This window comes from Okibacterium endophyticum (assembly GCF_054780075.1).
Map to the genome: position 1 here is coordinate 20,124 of NZ_BAAGXA010000009.1, position 26,936 is coordinate 47,059.

20 protein-coding genes and 1 pseudogene are annotated in these 26,936 nt (G+C 64.8%); 15 read left to right on the plus strand and 6 right to left on the minus strand.

Annotated features, from left to right (window positions below):
• Positions 1 to 217: 217 nt before the first annotated feature.
• Positions 218 to 340: pseudogene (locus ACYVF5_RS12975) on the minus strand (hypothetical protein); the annotation flags it as partial.
• 925 nt (positions 341 to 1,265) lie between these two features.
• Here ACYVF5_RS12975 and ACYVF5_RS12980 point away from each other — a divergent pair.
• The 6 genes from ACYVF5_RS12980 to recR all read left to right on the plus strand — a co-directional run bounded on the left by ACYVF5_RS12980 (position 1,266) and on the right by recR (position 11,375).
• Positions 1,266 to 4,295, plus strand: coding sequence for a choice-of-anchor G family protein (locus ACYVF5_RS12980; RefSeq protein ID WP_460947060.1), 3,030 nt, complete (start codon positions 1,266 to 1,268; stop codon positions 4,293 to 4,295).
• A 108-nt stretch (positions 4,296 to 4,403) separates the two neighbouring features.
• On the plus strand, positions 4,404 to 5,165 hold the full coding sequence (locus ACYVF5_RS12985) for a DUF5819 family protein (RefSeq protein WP_460947062.1): 762 nt from the start codon (positions 4,404 to 4,406) through the stop codon (positions 5,163 to 5,165).
• Positions 5,166 to 5,197: 32 nt separating this feature from the next.
• A complete protein-coding gene (locus ACYVF5_RS12990; protein ID WP_460947064.1) occupies positions 5,198 to 6,247 on the plus strand; it encodes an HTTM domain-containing protein in 1,050 nt (349 codons plus the stop codon).
• Positions 6,248 to 6,252: 5 nt separating this feature from the next.
• The gene (locus ACYVF5_RS12995; protein WP_460947066.1) at positions 6,253 to 7,698 is read left to right on the plus strand and encodes a phytoene desaturase family protein; all 1,446 of its coding nucleotides are present in this window, start codon (positions 6,253 to 6,255) and stop codon (positions 7,696 to 7,698) included.
• A gap of 483 nt (positions 7,699 to 8,181) precedes the next feature.
• Positions 8,182 to 10,764 (plus strand): DNA polymerase III subunit gamma and tau, encoded by a 2,583-nt coding sequence (locus ACYVF5_RS13000; protein ID WP_460947068.1) that lies wholly within the window; start codon positions 8,182 to 8,184, stop codon positions 10,762 to 10,764.
• A 14-nt stretch (positions 10,765 to 10,778) separates the two neighbouring features.
• Positions 10,779 to 11,375, plus strand: coding sequence for a recombination mediator RecR (recR, locus tag ACYVF5_RS13005; RefSeq protein WP_460947070.1), 597 nt, complete (start codon positions 10,779 to 10,781; stop codon positions 11,373 to 11,375).
• A 94-nt stretch (positions 11,376 to 11,469) separates the two neighbouring features.
• On the opposite strand, the gene ACYVF5_RS13010 is transcribed toward recR, so the two are convergent.
• Entirely contained in the window at positions 11,470 to 11,847 is a 378-nt protein-coding gene (locus ACYVF5_RS13010) for a hypothetical protein (protein WP_460947072.1), read from the minus strand.
• Positions 11,848 to 11,991: 144 nt separating this feature from the next.
• Here ACYVF5_RS13010 and ACYVF5_RS13015 point away from each other — a divergent pair, with 144 nt between their 5' ends.
• The 4 genes from ACYVF5_RS13015 to ACYVF5_RS13030 all read left to right on the plus strand — a co-directional run bounded on the left by ACYVF5_RS13015 (position 11,992) and on the right by ACYVF5_RS13030 (position 17,454).
• Complete coding sequence (locus ACYVF5_RS13015) at positions 11,992 to 13,257, plus strand: aspartate kinase (RefSeq protein WP_460947074.1); 1,266 nt, start codon at positions 11,992 to 11,994, stop codon at positions 13,255 to 13,257.
• 92 nt (positions 13,258 to 13,349) lie between these two features.
• Positions 13,350 to 14,423 carry an aspartate-semialdehyde dehydrogenase gene (locus ACYVF5_RS13020; protein ID WP_460947076.1) on the plus strand — a complete coding sequence of 358 codons (1,074 nt, stop codon included), beginning with the start codon at positions 13,350 to 13,352 and terminating at the stop codon, positions 14,421 to 14,423.
• A 48-nt stretch (positions 14,424 to 14,471) separates the two neighbouring features.
• Entirely contained in the window at positions 14,472 to 16,292 is a 1,821-nt protein-coding gene (locus tag ACYVF5_RS13025; protein WP_460947078.1) for a sensor histidine kinase, read from the plus strand.
• Complete coding sequence (locus ACYVF5_RS13030; RefSeq protein ID WP_460947080.1) at positions 16,282 to 17,454, plus strand: GGDEF domain-containing protein; 1,173 nt, start codon at positions 16,282 to 16,284, stop codon at positions 17,452 to 17,454. Before ACYVF5_RS13025 ends, ACYVF5_RS13030 begins: the two co-directional genes overlap by 11 nt.
• Positions 17,455 to 17,852: 398 nt before the next feature.
• Here ACYVF5_RS13030 and ACYVF5_RS13035 read toward each other — a convergent pair whose 3' ends face one another.
• Positions 17,853 to 18,671, minus strand: a complete 819-nt coding sequence (locus tag ACYVF5_RS13035; RefSeq protein ID WP_460947082.1) for a response regulator transcription factor — start codon at positions 18,669 to 18,671, stop codon at positions 17,853 to 17,855.
• A 180-nt stretch (positions 18,672 to 18,851) separates the two neighbouring features.
• Here ACYVF5_RS13035 and ACYVF5_RS13040 point away from each other — a divergent pair, with 180 nt between their 5' ends.
• On the plus strand, positions 18,852 to 20,330 hold the full coding sequence (locus ACYVF5_RS13040) for a malate:quinone oxidoreductase (protein WP_460947084.1): 1,479 nt from the start codon (positions 18,852 to 18,854) through the stop codon (positions 20,328 to 20,330).
• A 230-nt stretch (positions 20,331 to 20,560) separates the two neighbouring features.
• Here ACYVF5_RS13040 and ACYVF5_RS13045 read toward each other — a convergent pair whose 3' ends face one another.
• A complete protein-coding gene (locus tag ACYVF5_RS13045; protein WP_460947086.1) occupies positions 20,561 to 21,517 on the minus strand; it encodes a sigma-70 family RNA polymerase sigma factor in 957 nt (318 codons plus the stop codon).
• A 184-nt stretch (positions 21,518 to 21,701) separates the two neighbouring features.
• Complete coding sequence (locus ACYVF5_RS13050) at positions 21,702 to 22,055, minus strand: hypothetical protein (RefSeq protein ID WP_460947088.1); 354 nt, start codon at positions 22,053 to 22,055, stop codon at positions 21,702 to 21,704.
• Between the two features lie 108 nt (positions 22,056 to 22,163).
• Between ACYVF5_RS13050 and ACYVF5_RS13055 the strand changes: the two genes are divergently transcribed.
• Positions 22,164 to 22,793 carry a thymidine kinase gene (locus ACYVF5_RS13055; RefSeq protein ID WP_460947090.1) on the plus strand — a complete coding sequence of 210 codons (630 nt, stop codon included), beginning with the start codon at positions 22,164 to 22,166 and terminating at the stop codon, positions 22,791 to 22,793.
• Positions 22,794 to 22,905: 112 nt separating this feature from the next.
• Here ACYVF5_RS13055 and ACYVF5_RS13060 read toward each other — a convergent pair whose 3' ends face one another.
• Positions 22,906 to 23,655, minus strand: a complete 750-nt coding sequence (locus tag ACYVF5_RS13060) for a lysostaphin resistance A-like protein (protein WP_460947091.1) — start codon at positions 23,653 to 23,655, stop codon at positions 22,906 to 22,908.
• Positions 23,656 to 23,797: 142 nt separating this feature from the next.
• Here ACYVF5_RS13060 and ACYVF5_RS13065 point away from each other — a divergent pair, with 142 nt between their 5' ends.
• The 3 genes from ACYVF5_RS13065 to ACYVF5_RS13075 are packed head-to-tail and all read left to right on the plus strand — an operon-like array spanning position 23,798 to position 26,869.
• A complete protein-coding gene (locus tag ACYVF5_RS13065) occupies positions 23,798 to 25,192 on the plus strand; it encodes a tyrosine-protein kinase domain-containing protein (RefSeq protein WP_460947153.1) in 1,395 nt (464 codons plus the stop codon).
• Between the two features lie 4 nt (positions 25,193 to 25,196).
• A complete protein-coding gene (locus tag ACYVF5_RS13070) occupies positions 25,197 to 25,877 on the plus strand; it encodes an arsenate reductase/protein-tyrosine-phosphatase family protein (protein WP_460947093.1) in 681 nt (226 codons plus the stop codon).
• Between the two features lie 5 nt (positions 25,878 to 25,882).
• Positions 25,883 to 26,869, plus strand: coding sequence for a hypothetical protein (locus ACYVF5_RS13075; protein ID WP_460947095.1), 987 nt, complete (start codon positions 25,883 to 25,885; stop codon positions 26,867 to 26,869).
• Positions 26,870 to 26,936: the final 67 nt, after the last annotated feature.

Here is a 26,936-nt window from a genome sequence, read left to right on the forward strand (position 1 = left end):
CTCCCTCGACGGGCTTCGCGCCGACTGACCAATGCACACGTGCATCGGCGGGCAGCCTACGAGTGTGCTGATGAGGATCCGCCCTGAGATGCAGCGTGTGGGGATGAATGCCAGACCAGACGCCGTGCCGCGCGAGAGCGCTGATGCAGTCGATCTGCGTGCCTGCGGCAAGAGACGCGACTCTCTCACTGTCGACATGGGGGCACGCATAGACGCCCCTGGCGACCCGTGTGATCGCTCCACGCTCCACCGCTCGTGAAATGGAGCGCCTGGTGGCACCAGCTTCAACAAGCCGTCGGAACGAGACGACATGGCCGTAGCGACACAACGAAAGTGGCATAGCGGAATCGTCGTGTACGGCAGCGCGGGGGTGTCGGTTTCTCGCGATCTGTGGGAAACAAGGGTTTGGCACCCTGCCTGTGGAGCACCGGAGCACCGGAACACCGGAACACCGGAACACCGGAACACCGGGCACATCGCGGTGCAGTGTGCACGACTTCGGAGTTTCGGCGTCTCAGTGACTGGTTCTGGGGGATCAGTGCGCAGAGCCGTGCTGATCTCCGACGTTGTGTACGGCACTCGGCAGCCGGGGACTGAGGAGCGTGACTGAGGCCGGTTCCTCAGAAGCATGATCGAGAAAGCAGCAGAACGTGTGTTGCCCGAGTTTGCGCTGCCCTGGTGTTCGTAGCTGACCCCGATCTCGAGTTCGACTCCCTGGCGTCTCTAGCTTCTCCAGCTTTTCCGCTACCAGAGCACACGGCAGGTATGGGACGTTGCCACATCCTTCCTGACGGGGTCCTCGAAAACCGACGTGCGCAGAGGTCACGATCGGGCATAAAAGCGCCATCATCGGGGGTTCAGACGAAGAATCGTGCTGCTCTTCACTCGCCTGGTGGAACCGGTCGCTCGTACTTGCGGCATATCGCCGTCGACGGCGGAGGACGGCGTAAAGAGAATCGCAATAATGCTTGCGCAGGTTGCCATTTGCCCCTAGGTTGGGCGTCGGTGCGGTGTCTGCACCTTCGGGGATGCGATTCAGGTCGTCGGGGTTCGGGGTACCGCACATTCGGTGCGGATGCTGTATGCCCTCGTCAAGGGGCAGGCTACGTCTGCGCCACGAACTGAATAGCTACTCGAAAATAAAGGGGAAAATCGGGATGCACAACAGGGAAAGAGTTTCAACCAGATCGCGACGGACGGGGGTGAAACTCGCAGCTGTAGTTGGGGCGGCAAGCCTCTTCACCTTTGGCTCTGTGACATCCGCGATGGCCCTCGAGACCGACGTCTCCGAGGCCGAAGGGCGTGTTGTCAGCGGCGGCGGAACGGTCAACCTGAACGACGTCGTCGGCCTCGAGCCCGCATACAAAGCCGATCCGAGTGATCCGGGAACCGAGTCGAGTGCTCTCGACATCGCCGTGCTCGACGCACTCAACATCGATCTCGGTGACGGGATCCAGCTGTTCGGTCCGAACGGTGTGATCGGAGCCGGCGCGCTCGGACAGTATGCGAGCGCAACACCGACTGAGTCATATGCCTCGTCTGGTGCTCTCACCAGTGAGGGTCTGATCGCCGCAGGCGGGAATGGCGCGCAGGACAACGCGTTCCTCGACCTCACACAATTGCTTGACAACGCGGGCCTCGGTGGTGTGACCGACGGCCTCGTCTCTGAGCTTCGTATCGAACTCGGAGCGCTGTCTGCCGCAGCGACTGCTACAGCGGGTGAGGAACCCGTCGGTGACTACCAGATCGCGAACGGCACAGCGACTCTGATCAGCCCCGCTGTGCAGCAGCTGACCGCAGCCCTCGATGACGCCCTCGGCGTGGCGAGCGCGACGGCCAACGGCATCACCGGTCCTGACGGAGCACTCGGTTCAGCGCTCAGCGGTATCGCCGATGACCTGGTCGCTCCGCTCGCTGAAGCGCTCGGCGCCGTCAGCGGCGGTCTTGTGGCCGTTGACAATGTGGCTCTCACCGCAGGTCTCACCGTCGACCTTCAAGAGGCACTGGCTGCTCTGACGGATGCTCCGATCACGAGCGCCGACAGCGCGGTCACGATCGACTTCAGCACCGGTGAGGTGTCGATCGATCTCGCGAAGCTCATCGCCGACTCTCAGGGGGGAACCTACGACGGAACTCTGAACGGGCTCGACCCGAACACAGAGATCCTCGAGCCGGGGCTCATCCAGGCCGGCCTCGACGGCGCGATCGGGTCGATCCTCGACCAGATTCCGGCGCTGCTCGTGACCGCTGCCACCGACACCCTCAACAACGCCACGCTCGAGTTGAACCTGACGGCAGACGCGGCCCTCGATCCTCCGCTGTTGCCGAATATTCCACTCGCGAACATCGACGTGCTCATCACCGGCACCGTTGGCGGATTCCTCGGGGCTGAGGGTTCAACGCCCCCGACGATCGACACCAGCGGAACGACAGCCCTCGGGGCGATCCCGATCGGTACGCTCCTCGAGCCGATCCTTCAGGTCGTGACCGGCACGCTGCTGCCGGCGATCGTGCAGCCGCTGACAGACGCGATCACGGATGTCGGAATTCTCGACACCACCTTCCGTCCGGCTGTTGAGTTGGCCGTAGCAGCGCTTGCGCCGCTCGCGGGTGTGCTCAACCAGGTCGTCTCGATCACGGCCAACGTGCAAGAGACCCCGGGTGACTTCACCACAGACGGTGCTTACGACGACACGTCGTTCACCCAGCGTGCTGTGTCGATCTCACTGCTGCCGGTTCTGACAACCCCGCTCGCCGAGGTCAACCTGGCATCGGCAACTGTCCGGGCGACCGCGGCAGCTGTTGTGATCACCAGCCCGACAGACGGCGACGTGATCACGGTTCCGACAGACACCGACACATCCGATGTCGACGTCACCGGCACCGGTACTCCCGGAGCCGAGGTCGTTGTGACGGTTCCCGGAGCTCCTGACCAGGTGACGACTGTCGCCGACGACGGAACCTGGACGGTCACTGTTCCCGAGCTGCCGGTCGGCAGCCACGAGATCACCGCGACGCAGACCACTCCGGCTGATGAGGTGACCACCGACTCGGTGGGTATCACCATCGAAGTTGGCACGGCAACGGATGTCGACACGGACGCGACGGATGTTGATGTCGCGACCGACGTCGACACCGACGCCGCGACTGACGTTGATGTTGCGACGGACGTCGACACCGATGCCGCGGCAGATGTTGACACGGACGTTGCGACTGACGTTGACACGGATGCTGCGACGGATGTTGATGTCGCGACTGACGTTGACACGGATGCTGCGACCGATGTTGATGTCGCGACTGACGTTGACACGGATGCTGCGACCGATGTTGATGTCGCGACTGACGTTGACACGGATGCTGCGACCGATGTTGATGTCGCGACTGACGTTGACACGGATGCTGCGACGGACGTTGATGTCGCGACTGACGTTGACACGGATGCCGCGACGGACGTTGATGTTGCGACGGATGTTGACACTGACGTTGCGACTGACGTTGACACTGACGCTGCCACGGACACGGATGTTGCGACTGACGTTGACACGGATGCTGCGACTGACGTCGATACTGACGCCGCGACGGATGTTGATGTTGCGACGGATGTCGACACTGACGCTGCCACGGACACGGACGTTGCGACTGACGTTGACACGGATGCTGCGACGGACACGGACGTTGCGACTGACGTTGACACCGATGCTGCGACCGACGTCGACACCGACGCCGCGACCGACGTCGACACCGACGCCGCGACCGACGTCGACACCGACGCCGCGACCGACGTCGACACCGACGCTGCGACCGACACCGACGCCGCGACCGACACCGACGCTGCGACCGACGCGGACGCTGCTGCCGATATCGACGCAGACGGTGGCGACAGCGATGACCGCTCTGCAACCGTCGGGCACAAGTCGATAGTCCGTGGCACTGGTGTAAGCCAGACCGTCACGGCTGCCGGGTTCGAGCCGGGCGAGACGGTCAGTGCCAGCGTGCACTCGACTCCGTTCGACCTGCCCGCGCAGGTCGCGAACGAGAGTGGAACCGCGACGTGGACGTTCGCTGTCGGTTCTGACTTCGAACTCGGCAACCACCGGGTCGAACTGGTCGGAAGCGAGACCGGTGAACTGACCGGACCGGCTGAGGCGACCGACTTCACGGTTACCGCGAAGCCGGCAAGCCTGCCATCGACAGGTGCTGACGGCAGCGGCATGCTGATCGGCGGAGCGGCAGCACTGCTGTTGTTCGCCGGCGCGGCATTGCTCGCGGTTCGCAAGTTCCGACTCGACAGCTAGGCACGTAAAGATCAGGGGGGCCTCGCCGCTACTGTGCGGCGCGGCCCCCTTGCGTCGGCAACGTGAAACACGTTGTCGCGCATTCGACGACCACGGGGAAACACAACGGTGACCAAGCTCACACGACCGGCGAAATATGCTTCCATCGCGACGATCGCGGTGGTGGGCTTCTACATACTGCTGACCATGCTGTACGTTTTGCCGGCGAACCCGGTCAAGTCCGCGCTCAGCGGGCTCACCAGCGCGGCGAGTCCCTATTTCACGCAGAAATGGAACGTCTTCGCACCGAACATCGCGCGTTCGAACCCCGAGCTCCGTATTCAGGCACAGTGGCTCGACGAGAACGGCGAGCGGGTGAAGAGCGACTGGATCAGCATGACCGACATCGAGCTGAACGCCGTTGAGGGCAACATGCTTCCGTCGCGCATACAGAAATCGTCCTGGAACCTGCAGTCTCTCTATCTGAGTCGCTACAACAAGCTGAACGACGAGCAGAAGGCGATCGTCAAAGACACCTTCATCGAACGTGACGGTGAGGGTGGATTCCGTGCAAAGCCCTCGGCAGGCCTGGTCGACGAGATCACAGAGCTCGGTGAGAGCCGTTCTCGTGTGGTCGATCTGTTGCGCTACGACTACATGGTCAAGGAATACGCCACATACTTCGCCACTGCATACTTCGACCAAGAGATCATCCGCGTGCGCTGGCAGGTGTACCGGGAACGCCCCAACGACTTCGATCAGCGTTTCGACGAGACCGAGCAGCACGAACCGACCACCGTCACCTTCGGATGGCGCCAAGCCGATGACGTGATTCGTCCGACAGTGCTCGACGTCTATAAAGACGTCATCGACAGGTACGGTGATCGATGATGGCCGCAACCAGGATCCGGCGCTCTCGCCCCATGGCTCTGCTCAGATCTGGGCCGGCCGGGTGGTTCAACGCCTTCGCCGCATGGACCACTGGAGCCCAGCATTCTCTTCGAAGCCTGTCGCTTCTGCGGATTCTCTATGGTTTCGCGATGCTCTGGTTCTATCTCACGAGCGCTGCCGACCGTCACTATCTCTGGGGTGTCGGGGCCACCTGGGTCGAGCCTGCAGTGCAGCAGCGCGACTACCCCGCGATCTTCAGGATCGTCTTCTCGAAGAGCGACGCTTTTCTCTTCGACCTGAACTACGGCATCCTCATCGTGCTCGCTTTCATCTTTATGATCGGCTGGCAGACGCGGATCGTGACGCCGATCCTGCTCGTGTATTCGGTGGCGCTGACCACGAACAGCGTGGTGCTCACCAACGGCGGCGATCTCGTGATGCGCATCACGCTGCTGTTCCTCGTCTTCGCGAATCTCTCGCAGCACTGGTCGGTGGATGCCTGGATGCGGTCACGGAGACACGCGGCCGGGCTCACGGCACGGCAGCGGCCACGCTGGTTGCCGGACTGGCTGGTGAACGGTGCACACAACACGGCGTTGATCCTGTGCTGCTACCAGATCATGCTCGTCTACGTGAACTCGGGCATCTACAAGCTCATGGGTGAGGAATGGGTCGACGGCACGGCGTTGTACTACGCGCTCTCGCTCGACGTTTTCCTGCCGTTCCCCGCGTTGAGTCAGCTCGCCTGGCAGATCACGCCGTTTGTGTTCGTCGGCTCATGGATCTCGATCTGGGCTCAGGTCCTTTTTCCCGTGCTGTTGCTCTGGAAGCCGACGCGCTATGCGGCGATCCTGGCGATTCTGGGCATGCACTTCGGGATCGGGCTGTTCCTCGGGCTGTGGCCGTTCTCCATCGCGATGATCGCTCTTGATCTGCTGTTCATCCGCGATGGGTCATGGGTGCAGGCGATCGCGTGGGCGAAAGAGGTGCTGCGCGTGCTGCGTCAGATTCTCGTCGATCGTATGCGCCCCCGGCGAGTGGAACCCGTGGCGGCCGAGCGGACCGCCGATCAGGCGAGATAACCCGAGTGACAGACGTCGCGATCGTCGGCAGCGGGCCGAACGGGCTTGCTGCAGCGGTCACCCTCGCGCGTGCAGGTCTCGCCGTCGACGTCTTCGAGGCGGCGCAGACCCTGGGCGGTGGCGCGCGCACACTGGAACTCACCGAGCCCGGGTTCCTGCATGACTGGGGTTCGGCGGTGCAGCCGATGGCGTATGCATCCCCGTTCTTCGCGCAGTTCGGACTGAGCAGACGTGTTGAGTTCAGCATCCCCGATGTCTCGTATGGTCATGCCTTTGACGATGGTGCCGCAGGAATCGCATGGCATGACCTCGATCGCACAGTCGAGGGTCTCGGAACGGACGGACCAGCGTGGCGCCGCCTCCTCGCCCCGCTCGTGCACCGCAGCGGCACTGTGGCCGAGTTCGTGATGAACCCGATGCTCCCGATCCCGAGACACCCCGTGACGGCCTTCAGATATGCCACTCGTGTGCTCGAACTCGGCACGGCACTCGGCTCGGCGCGATTCAGGGGTGAGACCGCACCCGCAATGCTCGCCGGAGTCCTCGCCCACGCGGTGGGGCGAGTGCCCTCGCTCGGCACTGCAGCACCCGGTGTGATGCTCGCGCTGCTCGCGCACAGCGTGGGCTGGCCGATCCCGGTCGGCGGCTCGCAGTCCATCGTGAACTCGATGGTCGACGACATACGGGAGCACGGTGGCCGTGTGCATACGGGTCGCACGATATCGTCGCTCGCAGACCTGCCCGACTCACGGGCTGTGATCTTCGACACCACGCCTCGCCAGCTCGTCAGTATCGCTGGAGACCGCTTGAGCAACAGGTACCGGCGTGCCCTGATGAGGTTTCGACACGGCAATGGCCTGGCCAAGGTGGATTTCGCTCTGTCGGAGCCGGTGCCATGGCGCAACGCCGATCTTCGGCTGGCCGGCACGGTGCACATGGGCGGCGTGCGTTCAGAGATCGCTGCGGCAGAGGCGGCAGTCGCGCGCGGCGGGCACGCCGAATCACCGTACGTGCTTGCTGCGCAACCGAGTCTGTTCGATTCTTCTCGCGCCCCGATCGGGCGCCACACGCTGTGGGCATACACCCATGTTCCTCACGGGTCAGAACGCGACATGACCGAGCCGATCACCGCGCAGATCGAGCGTTTCGCGCCGGGGTTCCGCGACGTTGTGATGGCAAGCGCATCGATGACAGCGGCAGATCTGGAGAGACAGAACCCGAATTTCGTCGGAGGAGACATCTCGGGCGGCGCGGTCAGCATCAGACAACTGATCGCTCGCCCGGTTTTGTCTTCGCACCCCTGGCGCACGCCCGCGCGCGGACTCTATCTGTGCTCGGCATCGACTCCCCCCGGGCCGGGTGTGCACGGGATGGGCGGTTTTCACGCGGCCAGGCTCGCCTTGGAAGACGTGTTCGACCTGCCGGTGCCCTCGCTGTCACCCGGTCAGTGAGCTGAGGCGGCCCGAGTGCGGTGAGTTGCGGAGGCGCGCTGCTTCAGGGAGCCGCTGGGCACAAGGAGGCCGCAGACGCGGGCGATGTCGTCACACCCGGCATACGGATGCGCTGCGCCGCGTTGGTGTCAGTGGGGTCGGTGTCGGAGGGTTGGTGTCGGTGGGGTGGTGTCGGTGGGTCGTGCAAGGGTGACAGGTGCCGCGGGGCGCTCGAGGCGCCGCCGGCTCTGCCCGCTCACCTCACCCGAGAGGTTATTCGGCGGACCGGCAGACGAACAGGGTTCGTCGATTAGCGCGGAGCCATTCGGACCCGAACCGACTGGATCCGCGCCCCATCGGTCACGCTGATGGGGCGATGCCGGATGCACGACACCTGTCACCGAGATAAGTCTACGGTTCCATTCGAACGAGAGCTGACGCGACTCGAGTGTCTTCGCTGTGGAGACCAGCCGGCTGTCAGTGGGCACGACTACCATGGACCACGTGGTTACCGCCCTGTATCGCCGTTACCGGCCAGAGAACTTCGCTGAGATGATCGGCCAGTCTCAGGTGACCGATCCCCTGATGACGGCCCTGCGCTCCGACCGTGTCAACCATGCCTATCTCTTCAGCGGTCCGCGGGGGTGCGGCAAAACGACATCCGCTCGAATTCTGGCGCGCTGCCTGAACTGCGTCGAGGGGCCGACAGACAATCCCTGCGGAACCTGCCCGAGCTGCATAGAGCTCTCGCGCGCGGGCGGCGGCTCACTCGATGTCGTCGAGATCGACGCGGCAAGTCACAACGGCGTCGACGACGCACGAGACCTGCGCGAGCGCGCCATCTTCGCTCCGGCTCGTGACCGATACAAGATCTTTATCCTCGACGAGGCCCACATGGTCACACCGCAGGGCTTCAACGCGCTGCTCAAGATCGTCGAAGAGCCGCCGGAGCACGTGAAGTTCATCTTTGCGACAACCGAGCCGGACAAGGTGATCGGAACCATCCGCTCACGCACGCACCACTACCCGTTCCGGCTCATTCCGCCGGCGCAGATGCTCGAATACGTGCAGTCGCTGTGCGACGCAGAAGGGGTCTCCGTCGAGGCGGGCGTTCTTCCCCTCGTCGTGCGTGCGGGGGGCGGCTCCGCCCGCGACACCCTGTCGCTGCTCGACCAGCTGATGGCCGGATCAGAGGGCGACTCCGTCGACTACGAACGCGCTGTGGCACTGCTCGGCTACACCCACGCGTCTCTGCTCGACGAGGTCATCGACGCTCTGTCGGCGACGGATGCCGGCGCAGCGTTCTCTGCCGTCGATCGCGTCATCCAGACCGGCCAGGATCCTCGCCGGTTCGTCGACGACCTGCTCGAACGATTGCGCGACCTCATAGTCGTCGGCGCGACCGGTGACGGTGCCGCAGCCGTTCTGCGCGGTATTCCGCAGGACGAGCTCGACCATATGGCCGTGCAGGCGTCGGCGTTCGGCTCAGCCGAGCTCAGTCGAACCGCCGATATCGTCAACACGGCACTGAGCGAGATGACCGGAGCCACCTCACCGCGGCTGCACCTCGAACTCATGGTCGCCCGCGTGCTTGTTCCCGCCATGGACGACACGCACCGCGGCGCACTCGCCCGTGTGGAACGCCTTGAACGTCGTGTCGGCGTTGAGGCAGGGGCCGGATCCGCGGGTGCGAGCCCCGCAGATGCTCGATCGGCGACACCGGCGACATCGGCGACATCGGCGGCACCTGAAGTGCCCGCGGCTGCCCGCCAGCCGGCAGCTGCTCCGCCAGCGCCGGCGACGGCATCCCCCCCGCGTCAGAAGCAGTCTGCCGCGTCAGACGCGTCAGAAGCTGCATCGGCCGTTGCCGCAGAGGCACCCGCCCCTGCGTCGGCTCAGGCGCCTTCTGCAGGCGGCAAAGCCGCAGAACCGACGAGCGCAGCTGTCGGCCCCGTGACCCTGCAGCAGATGAAAGACGCCTGGCCACAGATTCTCGACCGTGTCAGCAAGGTCAAGCGGTCAGCGTGGCTCGTTGCGACAACAGCTACCGTTCGCGATTTCAACGCCGACCACGTTCTGCGGCTCTCGTTCCCCAGCCGCAAAGACGCTGAGGACTTCAAACAGCTCACCGCGGGCGAGGGCGTCAGCAGCATCGTTCGTCACGCTATCAGCGACGTGCTCGGCGTGAGTGTGAAGTTCATCGCACAGGTCGAGCCCGGCAGCGGTGGTGCAGGGCCGAACCCGGCGGGTGATCCCAGCCCGGGCGGTGTGCCCGCAGGGCCTCGTGAAGGCCGTGATGCTCAGACACCGGAGCGCGATGCTCCGGCTCCCGCCGCTCGAGCGCAGCCCGCCCCCGCTGCATCGTCGAGGGCCGGCGACGACCTGGAGCGGCCGAGTGCGACATCGTCTGCCGTGACATCGTCTGCCGCGACGGCGGCCGCCGCAACACGGGTTGCCCCAGCGCCTGCCGCCGCTCCCGCAACACCTTCTGCATCGCGGGCCCCCGGCGCCACCTCGGGAGAATCAGGCCCCGCGTCCGCACCATCGGTCGGCTGGAACGTTGTGGCGATTCCGCAGACAGACGACGACCCGCCGTCGGCGCACGGCTCGTCGGCCAGTGAGCCCGTGACCGCCGCTTCGGCCGTCACCGAGATGCAGTCCGATCTGAGGGCCTCGAGCGCGTCACCCCTGTCATCCGGCGCATACGGCGAGCCAGACGATGCAGACGCTCCACCGCCAGACGATGAGCCTCCATATCCGGACCCGGCCGACGACCCGATGGCCACACGCACGGTGACGCCCATACCGCCTCGGGCTCCCGTCGCGCCGGCTGCCCCGCTGACGACGGACACACCGGAGGCATCGGGCTCGACAACGCCTGCGCCGACAACGCCTGCGCCGACAACGCCTGCGCCGTCAACACCTGGGCCGTCCTCTGCTCCCGCTGCCGCTACGTCAACGGGCGACAGGCGTCCCGCCCATCCGGCAGGCGCCAGCCGCTATGGCGAAGCAGTTGTGCGCGAACTTCTGGGCGCGACGTTCATCGAGGAACAGCCGCACACCCCTCGCGCCGGTTTCAACCGATGACGGGGGAGTGAGACGTGTACGAGGGAATCGTCCAAGAGCTGATCGATGAGTTCGGGCGTCTGCCCGGAATCGGGCCCAAATCGGCCCAGCGCATCGCATTCCACATTCTGCAGACCGAGAGTTTCGACGTGTCGAGGCTGGCCGAGCTGCTCGTCGACGTGCGCACGAAGGTGCATTTCTGCGAGATCTGTGGCAACGTCGCCGAGCAGGAGACCTGTTCGATCTGCCGCGATCCCCGTCGCAACCCCGCGTCGATCTGTGTCGTCGAAGAAGCGAAAGACGTCGTCGCGATCGAGCGGACCAGGGAGTTCCGCGGGCTGTACCACGTGCTCGGCGGCGCGATCAGCCCCATCGACGGTATCGGGCCGGACCAGTTGCGCATCCGTCAACTGATGCAGCGCCTGGCCGACACAGGCGTCACAGAGGTGATCATCGCGACGGATCCGAACCTCGAGGGCGAAGCCACGGCGACTTATCTGTCGCGCATACTCGCGCCCCTCGGAATGCGGGTCACACGCCTCGCATCGGGGCTTCCCGTCGGCGGAGACCTCGAGTACGCAGACGAAGTCACCCTGGGCAGGGCATTCGAAGGACGCACTGTCGTCTCGTAGGCCTGCCGCCGCATGCCCGTGCTGCGTTCGTCTCGTTCCGGGCTTCAGAGTCAGACGGAGCCCTCTTTCAGACCAGTCCGCGTGAGCCGGGGGTTCAAGAGCCCCCGAGCCTCGCTGCCGCCTCGAAGACGATGGGCAGGCTGCCCGAGATCACGGCGACGCACGCGATGATCCCGATGGCGAGAGCAGCGATGGCGATGTTCTTCGCCACACCGTCCGTGGTCCGCCTGCGCAGTACCCGCGCCGAGAGCACGATCGTGAGAACCGGCAGCGAGAAGCCGAGAAGCGCGACGCCGATCACGGACGCGAGGGTGAGCGGTGGGCTCTGACTGTAGACACCCGTTCCGAAATACACGAAGAACGGGGCGAAGGCACCGGCGATGCCCCAGGGAAGCGCGACGACCGAGAGGACCAGGCTCACCAGGGCCGTTGTCCTGCTGTTTGCTGAGCGTGCGGAACGAGTGGATGCCATGTGCCGAGCTTACGAGATCCGCTTACGAGATCCGCTTACGGGATCCGCTTACGAGCGTGAACCGTCGCATGGCGGGTGAGGCATGTCTCGCACTCTAGGATGGGAAGCTGTACCAAACCCCCCACCACCCCGTCAGGAGGTCACGTGAGCCTGATCGTGCAGAAGTTCGGCGGATCCTCAGTCGCTGATGCCGAGAGCATCAAACGCGTCGCCAAACGCATCGTCGAGACGCGCCGTGCCGGGCACGACGTGGTGGTTGCCGTGTCTGCGATGGGCGACACCACAGACGAACTGCTTGACCTCGCCCACGAGGTGACTCCGATGCCTGAACCGCGTGAGCTCGACATGCTGCTCTCGAGCGGCGAGCGGATCTCTGTCGCCCTGCTCGCCATGGCGATCAAGACGATGGGTCAGGATGCACGGTCGTTCTCAGGGCCGCAGGCCGGGATGATGACAACGAACCGCCATGGGTCAGCACAGATCGTCGACGTCACACCGGTGCGGCTGCGCAAGGCACTCGACGAGGGCTCGATCGTGATCGTCGCCGGTTTCCAAGGTCTGTCCGCAGACACCGCAGACATCACGACCCTCGGTCGCGGCGGTTCCGACACCACCGCCGTCGCGCTCGCTGCGGCGCTCGACGCCGACATCTGCGAGATCTACACGGATGTCGACGGCATCTTCACCATGGACCCTCGTGTGGTGCCCCGCGCCCGCAAGATCGAGAAGATCACCGCCGAAGAGATGCTCGAGCTCGCGGCGAACGGAGCGAAGGTGCTCTACATCCGGGCTGTGGAATACGCCCGCAGGCACGGTGTGACGCTTCACGTGCGATCCAGCTTCAACAACCACGAGGGAACCCTCGTCTACAACCCGAAAGAGGGTGAAAAAGTGGAACAACCCATCGTCACGGGCATCGCCACCGATCTGAGCGAGGCCAAGATCACAGTCGTCGGCGTGCCAGACGTTCCGGGCAAGGCAGCCGAGATCTTCAAGATCGTCGCGAAGACCGACGCGAACGTCGACATGATCGTGCAGAACGTCTCTGCCGCTGCCACCGGTCGCACCGACATCTCGTTCACACTGCCGATGTCGCAGGCGCATTCGGTGCTCACGGCGCTGAGGGCCGAGCAGGAGACCGTCGCATTCGAAGCGCTTCAGCACGACGACCAGATCGGCAAGCTCGCGCTGGTCGGAGCGGGCATGAAGGCGAACGCCGGCGTCTCGGCGAAACTCTTCGAGGCGCTGCACAAGGCAAGCATCAACATCGAGATGATCTCGACCAGCGACATCCGCATCTCGATCGTGACGCGTGCAGACACCGTCAACGAGGCAGCGCGCGTTGTGCACAGTGCCTTCGAGCTCGACGGTGACGAAGACGCCGCTGTGCACGGGGGCACCGGCCGCTGACCCGGCGACAGGGACTGACTCGTGTCCGGAATCTGGGACAATTGACTGAACGAAGTGATGCGCACCATACGATGCGCGCGAAGGGAACGGACATGGGCAACGGAGTACGCGTCGGAATCGTCGGCGCAACCGGACAGGTGGGCACGGTGATGCGCGCGCTGCTCGAGGAGCGCTCCTTTCCGATCTCTGAGATCCGTTTCTTCGCCACAGCCAGGTCCGCGGGCTCCGTGCTCACGTTCGCCGGAGCGGAATACACGGTCGAAGACGTGGAGACCGCCGACCCGAGCGGTCTCGACATCGCGCTCTTCTCGGCCGGCGCGACCGGATCCCGCGCGCACGCCGCCCGGTTTGCAGACGCGGGAGCGATTGTCATCGACAACTCCAGCGCCTGGCGCATGGACCCCGACGTTCCGCTCGTCGTCAGCGAGGTCAACCCGCACGCGATCGCCGAAGCCCGCAAGGGCATCATCGCCAACCCGAACTGCACAACCATGGCGGCGATGCCGGTGCTCAAGGTGCTCGACGCCGATGCCACCCTCGAGAGGCTGATCGTGAGCACATATCAGGCGGTCTCGGGCTCGGGCCTCGCCGGCGCCGAAGAACTCGCCGAACAGACGAAGGCGGCTGTAGCAGACGAACACCTGCTCGACCTGGTGCACGATGGGGCAGCTGTGCAGATGCCCGAGCCCGTGAAGTACGTTCGTCCCATCGCGTTCGACGTCATCCCGCTCGCCGGCTCGATCGTCGACGACGGAGACAACGAGACAGACGAAGAGAAGAAGCTGCGCAACGAAAGCCGCAAGATTCTCGAGAAGCCCGACCTGCTCATCTCGGGCACGTGTGTGCGTGTGCCGGTCTTCACCGGTCACTCCCTCTCGATCAATGCCGAGTTCGCACACGAGATCACACCTGAACGCGCTCGCGAACTGCTGGCGGATGCGCCAGGTGTCGCACTCGCAGATGTGCCGACACCTCTCGAAGCGGCAGGCAAAGACCCCTCGTTCGTCGGGCGCATCCGTGTGGATCAGAGCGCGCCGAAGGGCAAAGGGCTTGTTCTCTTCATCTCGAATGACAATCTGAGAAAGGGCGCGGCTCTCAACGCCGTGCAGATCGCGGAGCTTGTCGCGCAGACGAAGCACGCGAACTCCTCACTCGCTCCAGCCTGACCCGCCGCCGGCGCGGGATCGTGCCGCGTGCCACATTAGAATCAAGCGATGAGGCACGATGGGGCGCCCGGCATCTCGGGGGAGCGGACGGCAGCGGGCGCGCAGTCCGCTGGTGCCGCGCATCTTCGGCGTGCGTCGTCTGGCGACGACAACCCGCCTGCCCACGACCCGCCTGCCCACGACGACGCGCCCGACCCTGCCATGACCGTTGCATCCGGGCACGCAGCGGTGCGAGACGAGGTGCGCAGAGGGCTCAGTCTCGAGTCGTCGGTGTTCCTGTCGCAGCTGCTTCTCGGCGCAGGAGTGCTGCTGCTCGTGGTGATCGACTTCGTGGTGACGGGACAGACAGCCGAACCCCTCTATTTCGCCGGTGTCGCAGCGATCGTCGGCCTGACGACCATCGCCGCCGTTGTGCCGTGGTCACGAGTGCCGCGGTGGATGATCGCGTGTGTTCCGTTGCTCGACCTCGTGGCGATCATCCTGACCCGCGAGGGCAGAGACGAACTCGGTTCGAGCGTGCTGATGGTGTTTCCGGTGATCTGGCTCGCCACCAACTTCGGTATCTGGGGTGCCGTCGTCGGCCCTGTCTTTTCGTTCGCGCTGCTGTGGGCGACAACGATTCCCGAGTTCACGGGGATCACCGGAGACGCGCTGCCTCGACTTGTGGTCGTGCCGATCGTGCTGGCGTTCGTCTCGATGTCGTCCTATCTGACGGTCAGACGAACCAGGGCGCAGCGGGTGCTGCTCGACCGTCAGGCCGTGATGCTCGAAGAGGCTCTCAGCCGCGCAAAACGCCAGGAGCGAATGCTCGACGAGATCCTCAATGCGGTGAACTTCGGAGTGGTGGCCGTCGATTCCCTCAACCGTCCGCTCATCGTGAACCGCGCCTACCGGGAGTGGATGCAGCTCGTGGCGGTTGAACCTCGGCAGATCGTGCCGGCTGTGGTCTATGCAGAGGACCGAGTGACGGTCATCGACGAAGACGACCGTCCATACAATCGCCTGTTGCGCGGGCAGACGTTCGAGGATGAACTGGTCTGGGCCGGGCAGCCGGGGTACCCTCAGCGTGCGCTCGCTGTGACGGGTCGTCAGTTGCACGACGAGCGCGGAAACCGGGAGGGCGCCGTTCTCATCTCGCGCGACGTCACGGAGCTCTCCGAGAGCATCCGCGCGAGGGACGACCTCGTGGCGAGCGTCTCACACGAGTTGCGCACACCGCTCACCTCGCTGCTCGGCTATCTTGAGCTTGTGCACGATGACGTCACCCTGTCTGATCAGACGAAACGCCACGTCCACATCGCATCGAAGAATGCCGATCGCCTGCTCGCCATCGTCTCGGACTTTCTCGCGGCGAAGAGCGACGGAGGCCAGCTCCAGATGTCGTTCTCCGACTGCGATATCGCCGCCATCGCCCGGCAGGCGGTGCAGTCATTCGAACCGCTTGCGAAGCAGCGGTCCATCACGCTCGGCTTCGCGGCACGAGACGACACCACGGTGCGAGCTGACGCTTTTCGTGTGCGTCAGATCATCGACAACCTGCTCTCGAACGCCATCAAATACAACAATGACGGAGGCGAGGTCAGCGTGCGCGTGACATCGAACGAGACTCAGATAGCGGTTCGGGTGAGCGACACAGGCCGAGGAATGGCCGAGAAGGAGCAGGATCGTGTCTTCGAGCGGTTCTACCGATCAGAAGAGGTCAGGGGAACGAGCATCCACGGCACAGGCCTCGGATTGCCGATCAGCCGGGACATGGCGAGACAGCACGATGGTGAGCTGTCACTCGAATCGAGCGGACCGCACGGAACGACGATGGTGCTGACTCTGCCGCGCATCTCACACAACGACGGAGCACATCGTGACGCTTGACACACTCACCATCATGGTGATGAGCGGCCTCGTGATCGTCACCATCGGCCTGATCTTCGTGATGAACACGCTCCTGGGCAACAACGACCTCACCGGCCGTCTGTGGAGCATGTGCTTCATTCTCGCCATGCTCGCCGTGCTCGCGCTCGCGTCGTGGGCACTGCAGCCAGATGCTCAGTGGGTGCTGCCCGTCGCGAACGCCAGCCTCGTGGGCAGTATCGGGGCCGTCTGGGCCGGAGCGCGATCGTTCAACTCGAGAACGTCGATGCTGGTGCTTCCGCTCGCCTCAGCGGTTGCTGCCGGCGTCATCTCGGCGTTTGAACTGCCCCTCCTCGGTGAGTGGGCCGGGGGCGGTGCGACCTATGGGGCAATCGCGCTCTTCGCGGCGCTCGGCGCGATCGAGTGCGGCAGAGGTCTGCTCGGCCGACGTGTGAACGGGCGGGTGATGCTCGCCGTTCTTGCAACGGCCGCGATCTTCTATGGCGCTCGATTCGTGCTCTTCATCGTCGCCGGGCCGCACAGCGATGCTTTCAGTCGTTATGTCGGCGAGCAGGCGACAGCTGTCGTTGTGACGGTGCTGATCGTCGTCATCGCGGTGGCGATGTCCATCCTGCGGGCGGAGCGCGGGCACGGGGCGAGCACGTGGCGTCGGTCGGGCGTATCGACCTTCTCCATGGGGGTGCTCGAGTGGAGGGCGTTCGTGATGGGGGCGGGCGACCGTGTCGATCGTGTCGTCGCTCATCACGGCGAGAGCGCCCTGATCGTCGGACACCTCGACAACCTTCCTGAGATCAACCTCGCGTTCGGGCGCCAGTTCGGAGACGAGGCGATCGCCGGCTTCGCCGCAAGCCTCAGGGCCGAGCTTCCGCCGACGTCGATCATCGGGCATCGTTCCGGGGGCCGGTTCGTGATCGTTATGAACGTGGTGACCGCTGATCAGGCGAAAGAGCACGCCGTGCGTGTGCTCGGTGCCCTCGTGGACCGGCCCATCGACAGCAGGGGAGGCTTTCGCCTGAGTGCGAGCTTCGGGGTCGCAGACTCTTTCGAGACCCCCCACGACTTCACCAGCCTGTTGCAGGCCGCCGAGCAGGCCTGCGATGAGGCGACACGTGCGGGCGGCAACAGGGTGGTCGTGGCAGGGTCTTCCGCCCCTCGGCCATAGGCGACTCCGGATGCCGGCGGGCCGTACGCGAATCTTGATCAATTCTTGAGGTGACACTGCGGCATACTCGCGGCAATGCTGCTTCGCTCGGGGCAGAGTAGTTCTCAGCAGCCGGTACGTCGGGGTCTTACCCCCTCGACGTCCCGCAGCTGCAGACCACCGCAACTCCCACACAGCCCCGAGTCGCGTGACCCGAACGCGCGACCCGGTTTCAACCGCACACCGAACGGGAGAACCGGCATGAGTGTCCCCCGCACGAATGCCGCTCCCGTGGTGGCGGTTGTCAGCCTTACGGACGTGCTGCCCGCTGCCGCTCGACTCTCGAGGGACAAGCGGGCAACACGCCCGTGAGGCGAGAAGAACACGACCGACAGGGCGCAGAGCATCCGTGACCGGGGTCAGGCCCGAGCGGCCAACCGGTATCCAACGCCGCGCACCGTCTCGATCCAACGCGGTGAACTGATGCTGTCGCCGAGCTTGCGCCGAAGGTTGCCCATGTGCACCTCGACCGCGCGTTTGTCCGACTCGCTCACATACGGGCCTGTCGCGTAACTCTCACCGCGAAGCAGCAGTGCGAGCTCTGCCTTGCTGTGCACACGTCGGCCCGATTCCACGAGGGCCGCGAGCAGCTCGAACTCGCTTCGCGTGAGCACGAGCTCGGCGCCTTCGAGCTCGGCCATGCGCATGTCCATGTTGATCCGCAACCCGTTGTGCTCGACCCACTCGAGCTCGTCTCCCGTCGCAGGCGACACCGTGGCGACCGTGGCGACCGCGGGTTCGGGCGGTGAAGCAGGATGCCCGGCGCCAGCGGCCGAGAGCGCCACATCGGGCGGAAGGACGCGCGGTCGGCGCAACATCGCCTCGATCCTGGCGCGAAGCTCGCGCGGACGAAACGGTTTCGTCACGTAGTCGTCCGCGCCGGCATCCAGCCCCTGCAGAGTGTCGATCTCTTCGTCGCGCGCGGTGAGCATCACGATGTAGGTCTGACTGAAAGCGCGGATGCGCTTGGCCGTCTCGAACCCGTCGATGCCCGGCATGCTCACATCGAGAGTGGTGACCACGGGATTGTGCTCGCTGACGGCGGCGACACCGTCCATGCCGTTGCTGACCGGGACCGTGTCGAAACCGGCCTGGGTGAGCACGGTCTCGAGCAGGTTCCTGATGTCGCTGTCGTCTTCGATGATGACAGCGACGCGACGTTCATTCCCCACCGTCATATGGAAACCCCCCGATTGTTCGTCATGTGAAACCCCCGATTGCTGCCCTTTTCTTCAGGGTAGTGGCCACAACAGGCCACACCCTTCTGCACACACGACGGCAGGCGCATTCGGCCGTGCCCCCACAACGGGAGATGCACGGAGCATCCTCAAGGACGAGACGCGCCTTAACATGGAGGAATGACCTCTTCTCAGCCGGTGGACGTCGCCCTCATCGGCGGCGGCATCATGAGCGCCACCCTTGCCTCGTTGATCACACAGCTTCAGCCGGATTGGAGAATCGAGATCTATGAACGGCTCGGCGATGTGGCCGAAGAGAGTTCCAATCCCTGGAACAACGCCGGAACCGGACATGCAGCGCTGTGCGAGCTCAATTACATGCCGCCGGCGAAAGACGGATCACTCGATCCGTCGAAGGCCATCCAGATCAACGAGCAGTACCAGCTGAGCCGGCAGTACTGGTCGTACCTCGTCGATCAGGGCATTCTCGGTGAGCCGCAGAGCTTCATCAACCCGGCGCCGCACATGACTTTTGTAACCGGTGAGAAAGACGTCGCCTATCTGCGTGAGCGCTACGAGGTGCTCCGCAAGCAGCCGCTGTTCGAGACGATCGAATACAGTGAGGACTCCCGGGTCATCAACACCTGGGCCCCGCTCCTGATGCGCCGCCGCCGCGCGGGCGAACCCTTCGCGGCGACCCGCATCACGGCGGGCACAGACGTCGATTTCGGCTCGCTCACCCATCAGCTCTTCACCGCCGCGACGGATGCCGGTGCGTCGCTTCATCTCAATCACGAGGTCAGAGGACTCAAGAAGCTGCGTGACGGAACCTGGAGCATCCGTTACCGTCGTCTGGTGGGCGGAACCCCGGGCGAGTCACGGGCGCGATTCGTGTTCGTGGGCGCGGGCGGCTGGGCGCTGAAGCTGTTGCAGAAATCGGGGATCCCCGAGATCAAGGGATACGGAGTGTTCCCGATCTCGGGGCAGTTCCTGCGCACGGACAACCCGAAGGTGGTCGAAGCGCACCACGCAAAGGTCTACAGCCAGGCCAAGGTGGGCGCTCCGCCGATGTCGGTGCCGCACCTGGACACACGGGTCGTCGACGGCGAGGCCAGTCTGCTCTTCGGCCCCTATGCCGGATTCAGTCCCAAGTTCCTCAAGAACGGCAAGATCTGGGACATCGTCGCCCAGGTTCGTCCGGGAAACATCGTGCCGATGCTCGCCGTCGCCAAAGACAATCCAGGGCTCATCGGCTATCTCGTCAGAGAAGTGCTTGCGAGCCGGTCGAAGAAGTTCCGTGCGCTTCAGGAGTTCATGCCGACGGCGAAACCGGAGGACTGGTACCTCATCACCGCCGGGCAACGTGCCCAGGTTATGAAAAAAGACGAGAAGAAGGGCGGTGTGCTGCAGTTCGGCACAGAGGTGATCTCGGCAGCGGACGGTTCGATAGCCGGTCTGCTCGGGGCATCGCCAGGCGCATCCACGGCTGTGCCGATCATGCTCGACGTGCTGAAGCGCTGCTTTCCCCAGCGGATCGCTGAATGGGAGCCGAAGATCAGGCAGATGGTTCCGACCTATGGAACCACTCTCAACGGTCAGCGCGAACGCGCAGAGGACGTGCTCACGGTGACGTCACAGAAACTGGCCATCGAGCGGTAGCGAGTGCTGCAGCCGTTGACCGGTTGTGACCACGCGTGAGTCGCGGGTTCGTGCGGCGCCCGCGGGCGACACACAACCGCACGTCTCCAGGTTTCGGATGCTCTGGGATTGCGAACCAGTATGTGAGCCGGAGACAGATGTGACCAGAGACGCAAGGCCTTCGCACCCGGGCGTCCCCACACAATGCGGCCCATGCCGGGTGGCATGGGCCGCATTGTGTTCGCGCTCGGTCAGGCGATGGCCGCCGGTCGCTCCTGGGCTGCAGGAGCGTCGGCTTCTGCGATTGCAGCAACCGCCTTATAGGTGGCGTAGTGCTCGAGTTTGCACATACGCAACTTGCGCAGGGCGCGCTTCTCGAGCTGGCGTACGCGCTCTTGAGAGATGCCGAGCATCGCCCCGACGCGGTCGAGCGTCATGGGCTCGTTGCCGTCGAGTCCGTAACGATGCCGCACGATGTGCGCCTCGCGGGCCGAGAGGGTCTTGAGAGCCATCTGCACGTCTTCATTCCGCAACGTGACATCGATGATCTCACTCGGGTCCGGAGTGTCATCGTCTTCGATGAGGTCGCCGAGCTCGCTGCCGTCCTCGACCCCGACGGGTGTGTGCAGTGAAACCGGCTGGCTGTCGTAATCGAGCAGTTGCCTGACCTGCTCGGGGCGAAGCGACACGGCCTCTGAGACTTCTTCGATGCTCGGCTCGCGACCGAGCTCGACGAACATCTCGCGCTTCGTGCGGTTGATGACGTTGATCTTCTCTGCCGTGTGGACGGGAATGCGGATCATTCGGCCCGCGTCTGCGAGAGCACGGGTGATGGACTGCCTGATCCACCAGGTGGCGTAGGTCGAGAACTTGAATCCCGCCTTGAAGTCGTACTTCTCGACCGCGTGGATGAGCCCCAGGTTCCCCTCCTGCACGAGGTCGAGCAGCACAAGCGATCGACCGGTGTAGCGCTTGGCGATGCTGACGACAAGCTTGAGGTTCGCCTGGATGAACCTGCTCTTCGCTCGTTCGCCCTGTGAGACGAGTGTGCGAAGATCCCGCTCGTCTGCTTTCGAGTGTGTTCCCTGTGAGAGTCGTTCTTCTGCGAGAACACCGACCTCGATGGCCTTGGCGAGCTCGACTTCTTCATCTGCCGTCAGCAGATCCTGTTTTGCGATGGTGCGCAGGTAGTCGCGGACTGCGTCCACTGACTCCCCACGAGCTGCCCGCGTTTTCGTTGCTCCTGAATCGATCGGCCATGCTTCTGCGAGTGACATGTTGACCCCCATTCGAGTGACGTGGTGTTTTCAACGTAGCCGTTGAAAAATAGGGTGTGAAGTGCCTTGACGAGCAGTCTCACTTTCGTGTACAGCTGAAGAGGAACGTGCCCGTTCACGGGTCGAAACCCTCTGGCAGCCCGCCCTCTGGCTCGCGTTCTCTGATGTCTTCTTCGGTGAGCGGAGTGACGCGGGGTCGCCCGAGGCTGGCGATTCGGCGCTCGATATCGATGACGAGGCCGTCGTCTGTCAGCTCGTCTCGCGAATCGGTTTCGGGAACGGCAACGAGCTGGCTGGCCGGCCCGATGAGCAGTCGGGTGCGTGTGACGGCGCCCGACCCATCGCGCTCAGGCACGTCGACCGTGTCTGCGCGCATCACATTGGCGAGTGCTGCTGCATAGCTGAGCACCGCATCGGCGATGCGGTCGCCGGTGAGGAGCGAATCGCCTGCATAGTAGATGCGTTTCATACTGCTACCGTGCACGCGGATGCCTCTGACGGGTACCCCCTTGCATTTGGGCTGGAACACCGTTTAGAGTCGCCGGACCGACGGTTGCTCGCGAACTAAACTGGGCCGATGGCCAAACTGTATTTTCGATTCGGCGCGATGAACTCGGGCAAGAGCACCGCGCTGCTGCAGGCGGCCTTCAACTATGAGGAGCGCGGGCAGCGTGTGCTGCTCGCAAAGCCCGCCGTCGACACCAAGGGCGACCGCGATATCGAGAGTCGGCTCGGCATGACGAGGACTGTCGATCTTCTGATCACCGCAGGGTCCGATGCCTATGGCCTGTTCCAGGAGCACCGTCGGTCGGTCGTCGCCGAGCACGGCGTCGACGTGAGCTGCCTGCTCGTCGACGAGGCACAGTTCCTCGAGCCTGCCCAGGTGGACGGCCTGTTGCGCATCGCGCTGCTCGAGGGGATCCCTGTGCTGGCATACGGCATCCGCACAGACTTTCTCACCCACGCTTTTCCAGGCAGTGCACGCCTGCTCGAGGTCTCTCACAGCCTCGAAGAGCTCAAGACCATCTGCCGATGCGGGCGCAAGGCCATTTTCAACGGCCGTAAGTTCGCCGACGAGTTCGTCTTCGACGGTGACCAGGTGGCCATCGACGGCGTCGAGGTGAGTTACGAGTCGCTCTGCGGTGTCTGTTATCTGCAGGAATCAGCGGGTCGGCTCGGCTCTGGTGGGTCCGTCTCGAGCGGCTAGTCGTCGCTCGATCGTTCCGCGCACGTGCACATCTTCGGAGATTGTCCACCGATGAGGCCCGACACGCCGATGCCGGCAGCGGCTCATAAGAGGTTCTCCGACGTTGTGAACACTAGCCGATCGTGATGAGCGCCGTCGCGTTGAACACGATGTGGGCGATGATGGCGCCACCGAGCCTGCCGGTGAACAGCGCGAGGGCGCCGAGGGCGACGCCGACGATGAGGGTCGACAGCCCGACGACGATCATGCCGCCGCCCGGCTGCAGCTGAAGTGCGTGCACAAGCGCAAAGGCGATCGCGCTGACCCCGACGGCGATCACGGATGCGCTCGTGGGTGAGCCCGTTGAGCTCTTCAACACGGCGCGCAGCATGAGGCCGCGGAAGAACAGCTCTTCGACCAGGGGTGAGACGACGGCTCCGGCGGCGGCGAAGACGATCGCCCAGAGAAGCGGGGTTGCTCCGAAACTGGCGGCGCCACCCGGTGTTCCCCCATAGACCGTGATCTCGATCAGCGTCGCGACAGCGCGCAGCACCAGGCCGAGCCCTGCTCCCCAGAGCAGGTCGATCCACGAGAAGCGCAGTCCGAAGTCGCGAACCAGCGAGCGGTTGCCGCGTGCGAAGGTCGCCACGAGAACACCGGCGCCGAGGACGACCCAGACGACGACGAAGCTGAGCGCGGTCACGAGGATCGGCGACCCGATCGCGAGCTGAACAACCGGAAAACCGAGCATCCACGACAGGGCGAGTGCGAGTGCGAGCCAGCACACGGCATCGACGATGCCCCAGCGGTGAGCCGCGCTCGGGCCCGTGTGGGCGCTCGCAGGGTCTGTGCGTGTGTGGGGCGTGCCGCTGTCCGCGTCCATTCCTCAAACATAGCGGCGTCGTCGACCTGCAGCCCACCGGAATGCGGCATGGACGAATGGCGGCCTGCGCACGGATATCTATGGCAACATGAGTGCGGGCGCACCTGGCGCGCCTGAACGGTTCTACGGGGAGGCCGGCGAGTTGGAGTTACGCGATTACATCAGGATCCTGCGCAAGAGCTGGATTCTCATTGTGCTGCTCACGCTGGTCGGGGTCGGGGCTGCCGCGACCTTCTCGCTGCTGCAGACGCCGCAGTACAGCGCGACCTCGAAGGTCTTCGTATCGACCTCGGGCGGTCAGTCCGTCAGCGAACTCCAGCAGGGCAACACCTTCACCGTGCAGCGGGTGAAGACGTATTCCGACCTGGTCTCCACACCGATCGTCCTGTTGCCGGTGATCGCCGACCTCGATCTGAACATGCAGGCAGAGAAGCTCGGAGAGAAGGTCACGGCATCGGCGCCGCTCGACACGACAGTCATCGAGATCAGTGCGTCCGACAAGGATCCGGTCCTGGCCTCTGAGATCGCCAACGCCGTCGCCGAGAGCCTGGCGGCTGTCGTCGAAACGATCGAGACCCCGGACACCGATGAGGCGACGAGCCCCGTGAAGCTCACGCTCGTGCAGATCGCCGATGTCCCCTCATCGCCCGTCAGTCCTCGTGTTGCGCTGAACCTGGCGCTCGGCGCGCTTGTCGGGCTGGCACTCGGCGTCGGCGTCGCTGTGCTGCGCGAGACGCTCGACAACAGGATCAGGAACGAGCGAGACGTCGAGCTGATCACGTCCGCTCCGATCATCGGCGGGATCGCGTTCGATCCCAAAGCGCAGCAGCGACCCCTCATCGTGCAGGCCGACCCTCGAAGCCCGCGAGCCGAGTCGTTTCGCACGCTGCGCACCAACCTGTCATTCCTCGACGTGGGTGAACGTGCCCGCACGTTCGTGGTCACATCGTCGGTCGAGTCGGAAGGCAAGAGCACCACAGCGGCGAACCTCGCCATCTCGCTCGCCGACAGCGGTGCGCGTGTGCTGCTCGTCGACGCCGACCTGCGGCGCCCGAAGGTGGCCGATTACATGGGCCTCGAGGGCGCTGTCGGTCTGACGGATGCCCTCATCGGGCGCGTCGAGCTCGTCGACGTCGTTCAGCCGTGGGGTCGCGCGAAGCTCTTTGTGCTGCCCGCGGGCAAGGTTCCGCCCAACCCGAGCGAGCTGCTCGGCTCGACGGCGATGTCTGGTCTGATCGAGATCTTCAACCGCGAGTTCGACGCTGTGATCTTCGATGCTCCTCCGCTGCTGCCGGTGACGGATGCGGCGATCCTGTCGAAGAGCGTCGGCGGCGCGATCCTGGTCGTGGCCGCGGGGCGCACGCACAAGAACCAGTTGCGCGGTGCTGTCACGGCACTGGAGAACGTCGGCGCCCCGATCTCGGGTCTGGTTCTCACGATGCTGCCGACGAAGGGCCCGGATGCCTATGGTTACGGCCGCTACGGGTATGCGTACGGATACGGGTACGGCGTCGACGAAGAACAAGCGAAGGGCTGACCCTGTGAGCGCCTCCGAGAGACCGCGTCTCGGCGCCGGGGCCGAGAGCGGTCTGCGGTCGCTGTTCACGAGAGAGAGCCCCGGGTCCGATGCTCACGCGCTGGCATCTGACAACGGGCCGTTCACGATCCTCGTGGTGTGCACGGGCAATGTCTGCCGGTCGCCTCTTGCCCAGCAGCTGCTCGCCGCACGGCTGGCTCAGCTCGGTGTGAACGCGGTGGTGCACAGCGCGGGCACAGCGGCTCTCGTCGGCGAGGCGATGACGAGTCAGGCCGCCGGCCTCTCGACCGGGTTTGGAGTCGATCCATCGGCGCACCGCGCGCGTCAGCTCACAGCGGCGCAGATCGAGGGCAGTGACCTGGTGCTGACCGCGACAAGGGCGCATCGCGCCGTGGTGGTCGCAGAGGTGCCACGCGCGTCTCGGAACACGTTCACCCTGAATCAGTTCGCCCGCATTGCACGGGAGCTCGGGCCAGCGGATCGTTCCGGCGCCCGGAGCGCACAAGACGTCGTGACGCTCATCGCGGAGCGGCGTGGGTTCGCGCTCCCTCCGGAGAACGCCGACGACGACGATGTCATCGACCCGTACGGCCGCCCTCAGGGGGTCTACGACGCGTCGGGTGCCGCGATAGCCGAGGCGGTCGAGGCGATCGCCTCTGCCTTCGCCGGCGCCCGGGGGAGATGACCCCGATGGCCAGACGTCTCACGGCATCCGGTTCGCGATCACGCTATGGCGGGTCTCGCCGGCAGGCCCCAGGCGGCCGGCGCTCGTCTTCTGCGCTCCGGCGGCGCAACTGGCGCACCTGGGCCATCGTCGGCGTCGTTGTGTTTCTCGCACTCGACGCCGTGCTGGTCGGACTCGCGCTCTCGTCGACGCGCAGCCACGTCGACCCCGGTGCTCCGCCGACCTACGATCTGCCCGCTGCCACGCCGGCCGAGACCTCAGACGCCACCGAGCCTGCACAACCGGTGCCGGCAGTCGCCGCTGCGCCCCGTATGCTCGCGGCCGCGAACGAGACGGTCGCCTGGCGCGCGACGCCCGGAGACTGCGGTGCCGAGCTCGCGACGATCGAGACCACCGCAGACGGCGGGGCCACCTGGCAGGCGTTCACCACGACAGACGATGACGTGCGGCAGCTGCTGCAGCTGAACGCGTCGAGCGACACGCTCGTCTCGCTGGTCGGCGCGGCCGGCGACGCGTGTGCCGTCGGCGGCTTCCGCAGCTTCACCGGCGGCCGATTCTGGGAGCCGAGCGAGGCAGACCTCGCGTCGGCGAGCTATCTCGACCCGGCTGACCCGACGGTGATCCGCACCCCCGGCGGGCCCGTGACCGCACCGTGTGAGTCGGTGCACCAGGTCGTGTCTGCTGCCGAGTCCGCCGTGCTGTGCGACAACCAGGTGTTCGTCTTCACCAACGGCGCCTGGCAGCCCAGGGAGGTGCCGGGTGCGCTCGCGATCTCAGCCAGTGCCGCGGGCATCGCGGCAGCCGTCTTCGGATCGGCCGGATGCGCCGGTGTCGAGATCCAGTCGGTCACCGCTGCCGGTGTCACTCCGATCGGATGCCTGGCAGACGAGACGGCGCCAGAGGCAGTGACCATCTCGCAGACGGACGGCACCGTATGGCTCTGGTCTGGCGATCGCAGTTATGTCTCGACAGATGGCGGAGTCAGCTGGTAGCGGGCGCATACTCGGGGCCGCTTCCGCATCTGCGGGAGGCCGGACGGCCCGGCCGGGTGTTCACTCG